Raw genomic sequence first — 7,213 nt, forward strand, 5'->3', positions numbered from 1 at the left:
AACTGACAAATATATATTATTGATTGTATTTAAGGTTGTATTGTCGATATAGGTTGTATCGTTAAAATTCTAACCTATTGAAATATAATGTTTTTAATTTTCTCTCATTTTAAAAAAATAATATAGGTTCTAAAAAGAACTGACAAGACTGACAAAACTCTTCTGATAAGGTCACTCAGATCATTTGCTTTTGGAAAAAAGTTTCTTGATGAGAATGCCATAAAAAGAGTTTTGCGTGGTTGTCTTAAAGACTTCAAAAGAGATTTCTTATTGTTTTATGCTGTTGTTTTTGACGATAGGATGTGCTTGATAGCATGATGTCTCGTTTATATGCGTGTTGAGTGGCTTAGAGGGGCTGGAGAGTGAATTTATCTCTAATTATTGATAAATATATTGTAGCATTAAACTGGGGATATTGATGTATTAACCATTGACGGGCTAAACAGTTTTATTTAGAGGTCTTTTCATATAAATGTGGGGGAGAGATCTTCAGCAGTTAAAATAAAGTGGTTTTTGTAAAATAAAGCAGTTTTGGGTGTCACTTTTTTGGTCACAGAGGCATGTGCTTTTGTTAAAAGCGTCATAGGGCAGTGGCTGTTTTGAGTGGATTTATTAGCGGTTCCATGAAGTTCTTTTAAAGAGTGCTTCATGAATAATGCAAAGCGGGGGCAATCTGTATTGTTTTGTGTATTTTTACGCCAAAGTTCTCTTTTGAGAATTTTTCGTGCCATTGTTGTTTTCTTTGGCTTGTTTACAGGTGTAAATGTTTATGCGCGCTCCTCAGCTATTTTTCATTCCCCAACAGATAATTTTTCTCGCCAACAATCTGAGAAGCAGCAATTAGAAAGAATTGAGAAATTACGGTCTTTAACGCCTAAAAGGATCAAGACGCCTTCAGAGCAAAATCCAGAAACGCTTTTGGGTGGGAAGCAATGTTTTCCCATTCATGCTCTTGTTGTTGAGGGAGTGCATCATGTCAAAAAGCGCTTTATATCAGCCGTAACAGAGCCTTATGTTGGAAGATGTATCGGTCTTGTCGATATTCAGCTCTTAATCAAGAAGTTAACCAAAGTTTATTTGGATCAAGGCTATGTGACGGCGCGTTTTTACATTCCTGATCAAGATATCAAAAACAGCAAGACGCTCAAATTTGTTGTCATTGAGGGCAAGCTTTCAGAGATTTACTATAATGGTTCACCGGCATCTCGTTATAACAATGTTGTGTGGAGTGCTTTTCCTGGGCTTCAAGGTCATGTTCTGAATATGCGCGATATTGAACAGGGGCTTGATCAGATCAACCGTTTGAGTTCAGCACACGCTCAAAGCGAACTTCTTCCAGGGCGTGAAGAAGGGAGCACCATTGTCAATATTAACAATCATCCCGATAAAACTTTCAAGGTTACTGTTTCTCATGACAATATGGGACAATCTTCCACGGGTTATGCGCGTTATAGTGCGGGCTTGAGGGTAGAAAATATTTTAGGGATGAATGATGCGTGGGATTTTAACTATCAACGCAGTGAGCCCGATTATTGGGGTGGGAGCAAGCAAGAAGGACATAGTAATAATATTTCAGCGAGTGTGAGTATTCCGTACGGTTATTGGACCTTTGGATTGAATGGCACTGTTTATAATTACCAAAGCATAATCCTTGGCAATTTTACCGATATTGAGACGACGGGGGATTCCAGTGAGTTGCACGCCAGTACAAGCAGGGTTCTTTACCGTGATGGTGTTTCCCTTACAACCTTGAATTTAGGTCTTTCTTATAAAAGAACCAACAATTACCTTCTTGGCAATAAGATTGAAGTGGGTAGCCGTCAATATAGCGTCGCCAATTTTGGGATTTCGCATTCGCGCCAGATGTTGGGGGGGACTTGGACCTTTGATGTGAGTTATTTGCAAGGTCTTCCCTTGTTTCATTCTGTCAAGAAGCACGATCCAGGGGCAGGGGATGCGGAGCCACAATTTGCCAAATTTACTGGTACGCTTAGTGTCATGACGCCTTTTAAGGTAGGGGGCTTGGACTTTATACTGAGCAATCTTTTGAGTGGTCAATATTCACCGCATAATTTATTGGGTGCTGAACAGATTTCGTTGGGGGGCGCTTCCAATGTTCGTGGCACGCGTGAGAGTTTGCTTTTTGGCAATAACGGTTTTTTTAGCCGGAATGATTTGTTGCTACGCACCATTCCGTGGAGCAATCACACGACCTTCAAAAAGGTTTTTGGTGAACTTCGCCCTTATGTTGGTTTGGATTATGGGCGTGTTTTTGCACAACCCTTGTATGGGATTAAGAGTGACCAGCTTGCCGGTTGGACAGCGGGTGTCAAGCTTGCGGGAGGCATGGTCTCTCTTGATGCTAGTTATTCCAGTATTTTTTGGAGCACAGTTAAGCACAAAAAATCAGGAACATTTTTTATGACATTAACAATGGAACTTTAAGCGTTTTTTATTGGGGAGTTAAAGTATGAGATATGAGAAGAGAGCAGAAAGAGTAGCTTTATTAGGTGTTTTGGTCTCCAGTACGATGCTCAAAAAGGTTTTATTTGGGGGACTTGGTTTTTCTTGTTTGTTAGCCCCTTCAGCGTTACAGGCACAAATTACTGTGGATCCTAACGCGAATGCCGCCCATCGCCCAGATATAGTAGCAGCGCCTAATGGGGTTCCCTCGATTGATATTGTTACCCCCAATGGCAAGGGCTTATCACACAATAAATATAACGATTTTAATATTGGAAATCCAGGTGTGATTTGGAACAATCATGCGCAAGAAGTGGGGCAATCGCAGTTGGGGGGCATTATGCCGGGCAATCCGCATTTGCGCCTCACGGGTTCGGCGAAAGTGATTTTAAATGAAGTGACCAGCAGCAAGCGCAGTGCGCTTCATGGTCCAGGAGAGGTTTTTGGGAGCCCCGCCGATGTGATTATAGCCAATCCCAATGGGATAAGCTGTGATGGTTGTGGCTTTATCAATACACCCCATGCGACTTTAACTACAGGTGTTCCCGAAATTGATGCGAGCGGTTTTTTGAAAGGCTTTGAGGTGCGAGGTGGGGATATCACCTTTGGCGCCAAGGGAGCCAATTTTTTCTCTGGCCAAGGGGCTGTTGATATTGTCGATATTGTCTCACGCACGGTGCATTTTGAAGGAGCTGTTGCGGGCAGAGAAATTGGTGTGACAGCAGGGACGGGTCACTTTGATTATGCTTCTCGTGAGATGAAAGAGCTAACTGATATTACTGGTAAACCGGAATATGCGATAGATGGTTCTGCTTTGGGGGCTCTACAGGCGGATCAGATTAAACTTGTGGCAACAGAAAAAGGTGTTGGGGTTCGTATGCGCCATGATATGGCAGCCAATGCGGGGCAGTTGTATCTTTCTGCTGACGGGAAAATCTCCCTGAAGAATGTTTTTGGTCATGGGGGTGTTGTCCTCAAATCGAAAAGCCAGAGCGTATTGGTAAAGCACATCACCTCGAAAAAGCATATTGATATTGCCGCCCATAAGGATGTGACGTTAGAAACGGTTGGTGCTGATGGTCATTTGAAGATAGAGGCGCAGGATGGGCTTTTATCGATTGCCGGTAAAGCAACCTCTGGGGGCAATATGGAGCTTTCTTCGCGCCAGACACTTCAAGTTTCAGGGCTAGGGTCAGGCGCTGATATGGCTCTTGAATCGGGCGGAGACTTGAAGCTTGAGGGGATTGTTTTAGCGCAAGGGAACCTCAAGGCGCATGCCGGTGGTGATATACAGGCGCAGCTTTTAGCCGGTGGGGTTGATATGGCGGCAACGGGTGCTGCTGGTGTTGTTGTTCTTGGCACCCAAGGGGATGTTGATCTCCAGAGCAGTCAAGGTGCGATTGTCGCTGAAAGTGTTTATGGGGCAGGAGATATCACCCTGGTTTCTCATAACGGGCTTTCTGTTTCTCAAACAATTCTGTCGCATCAAAATGTTGCCATTCAAGCACAACCAGAAACAAATGCTCCCGTTCATTTTAGACAACTTTTAGCCTATGGTAAGGCAAATATTGAGGGTGGGGCGGTTGACTTTTCTTCGCTGATGACGGGTGAAGAAGCTGTTTTAAAGGTAGGCAGCCTTGATGCAGGCACACTGATGACAGGTGTCGTTTCTACGGGCGGTTCAGGGGATCTTGTTTTAGATAAAAACGGCTTTCTTTTGATTACAGCAAAAGAAGGGGTGAAGGTTGGTCAGATTGCCAGTGGTGGTAATATTGAAATTTTTGCAGGCAACGACATCTATTATGATCAGGTCATGGGCTATGGCAGCGCAACATTGACATCGGTGTCTGGAGAGATCAGTGTTGAGAATGTGCTGTCTGCTGAGGGGGATGTGAGATTGACAGCAAACACTCTCGATTTAAGCAATAATCGTTCTCATATTTACACGCCGCAAACGCTGTATTTAATTGCAGATCATATTGATGTCTCAGAGAGCGAATTGGCTTATGGCGGTTTAGACTTTCAAAGCACCAATGCTCTTGATATTCACAATGCGCGGCTACAAGCCGTGACAGATCAGGGAGGGACTGGAGATATTCTCTTTATTGCTCCAAGCGTTATGGTTGATGAGACAACTTCTGTTTTAGCGGCACGAGATTTCGTGATCAAAACGGGGGAGCTTGGAAATAGCGGTCAATTGGCATCGGGGCAGGATTTAATCTTTAGCGTGACGGGGGATGTGACCAACAACAAAACGGGCTTAATTTATGTGAAGGGCAATGGTGCTTTACAAGTTGATGGTGCTTTGCTCAATGATTTTGGCACCATAATGACAGAAGGTGATTTATCTTTCACCAATGCAGCTGGCAGCGGAAAAAGCCTTTCGCTTGTGAACAAAGCGGGCTTTATTCAAGCTGGTGGAAACTTAAATATCCAAACCAACACCCTAAAAAACGAAGCCGATAGCACGCCTGTCATCACGGAAAAAACGGAATATAGCGATATTTCATTCGAAAAACCAGACAAATATAATTTTCTCGATGGTAGGCCTTTATATCATGATATGTACTGGGATCGTTGGGGAAAAGGAAAACTTTCTAAGAGGGAGAGTGGGCCAGTCGGTCCAAAACACTTTATATTTGAGCAACAACTTTGGAATAACAAAGAAGGAACCTATGGCACGGCAACTTTAAAAGATGGGACAGTCTATAAGGCATTTACTTGGAAACATAATGCTCGAAAAGGAGACATAGAAGAGTTTGTATGGAATGGTTCTCGGCGGAAGGGAGGATGGTTTGGGTCAATAAACGAAGACTGGTCACACATGACAGAAAAGACTGTCACACAAGCATTTTCGCATAAACCAACTGTTTCGGGGGTAATACAATCTAGTGGCAATCTCATCATTAACGCTGATACCATTGACAACCATTATAGCTCTATAGAAGCAGGGGGAAATGCCGATATCCACGCTGGTGTGCTGACCAATCTGGGTGCAACGGCTTATAAAAAAACTTATCTGGGTTGTAATGCCAATACGCAGGATGGTTATTGTTATGGCTATAAAGCTGATGGAAGCCGCGATGTTTCTTTAGATATAGCCAATGGCAAGGATCGCCATACTGGTTCAGAAGCTTTGGAGAGTGTTCCTGGTCTTGTCCAAGCGGGCGGCACGTTGAATTTGGTGGTCGATCAACTCAATAACACGGCAGCGGAAGGTTCGATTACAGGGGATGCGCATTTTAAAGCACAAGCAGTTGAAGGCAATCCACTGGAGTCCTTAAGTGGTTTAACCGAGGCTGGCGCTCTCTTTACACCAAAAGTGGATCTCAATAATGCGGGGGAACTTGCTGAGGGGCTTCCTTTACCAAAACCCCAATCGGGGGGTGTTGGGGGCACGCTGCCCAACCAGAATTTTATTTATGAAACGCGGGCAGAATTTCTTGATGTCGGCAAGTTTTATGGTTCAGCCTATTATTTGAACAGAATTGGCTACAATCCTGACAGAGAGATTTTTTTCTTAGGTGATGCTTATTTTGAAAAGCAGCTGATTGAAAAACAAATGCGTGATCTGGTTGGTCAAGGTTTGGGCAAAGGTTCCTTTATTCTTGGAAGTGATGCCATTGAACAAGTCAAAACCTTGCTAGATGGTGGGGCAGACTATGCAAAAGCCCACAATCTCCCCTTTGGTGAGGCTTTGAGTGAAGAACAATTGGCGTCCCTAGAAGCCCCAATGGTGATTTATGTGCGCCAACAGGTCAAGGGCATGGATGTTTACGCACCGGTGCTTTACATCCCTGAAAAAGACAGAGCCTCCTTTGTTTCTGCTGGGGCTTTGATCATGGGCGATGATGTCAATATCACCAGCCAAAATACAAGCAATTCCACAATAACCAATTCAGGGCGGATTGCGGCAAATCACCAATTGCATGTGCATGGCGGGGATATTTTTAGTAAAGGGGGGCATTTTGCGGCGGGTGGGGATGCTGTTCTCCTTGCGGAGAAGAATATTCGTTTAGATGCAGGGCGCACAACGGTTGACGGCGTGGAGACCGTTTTAAACACCGAGGCGCTTTCTGCTGGTGGTAATGCAACGGTGATTGCTAAACAAAATATCACAGCCTCAGGGGTGGGGATCACTACCGGAGGTGATCTTGCCATGGCTACAGAACAAGGTAACTTGACGATCGGTTCAGCAGAAACCCATTACCATGATGAACAGGGTGATGCCACCATGCATCATAAATCAGAAGTCAACTCTGGTGGCTCGACGACACTTGCCTCTGGAAAAGATTTGAATATTCTAGGCTCTGATGTTCAAGCAACGGATAATCTTTCCTTACAAGCTGAGAGCAATGTTTCGATTGATGCCACACGCAACAGCATGGACAATCAGAATGGGAGTGAAACATCTCATGTTGCTTTACACAATGGCTCTCATTTAAGTTCTGGAAAAGAGACCACTGTTCTCTCAGGTCAAGATATCCATATTGCTGCTTCCGATATAGATGCCAAGGGCAATGTTGGTCTTGGTGCCCAAGGGGAGATAACAATAGGGGTGAGAAACGATGAGATGGAGTATCATCTTCGCACCAAAAACACGAAAGTGGACATGCAAGCTTCTCATGCGGTTGGATCTTCGATAAAATCGGGAGGTGATACCACGGTCATTACAGGGCAGGATGGCAAACCGCATGATCTTAGCATCACAGGCAGTTCCATTGCGGCTGATGGCAAGGTAGGGCTGAAA

Annotated in this window: 2 protein-coding genes; both read left to right on the forward strand. The window is 44.2% G+C overall.

What is annotated here, in order from left to right:
* The first annotated feature begins 648 nt into the window (after window positions 1–648).
* A complete protein-coding gene (locus tag ACFILY_RS03835; protein ID WP_375637492.1) occupies window positions 649–2,445 on the forward strand; it encodes a ShlB/FhaC/HecB family hemolysin secretion/activation protein in 1,797 nt (598 codons plus the stop codon).
* Between the two features lie 25 nt (window positions 2,446–2,470).
* On the forward strand, window positions 2,471–7,213 hold a 4,743-nt coding region (locus tag ACFILY_RS03840; RefSeq protein WP_375637491.1), incomplete at its 3' end, for a filamentous hemagglutinin N-terminal domain-containing protein.

This window comes from Bartonella sp. CL25QHWL (genome assembly GCF_042195335.1).
In the GTDB taxonomy this organism is placed as follows: domain Bacteria; phylum Pseudomonadota; class Alphaproteobacteria; order Rhizobiales; family Rhizobiaceae; genus Bartonella.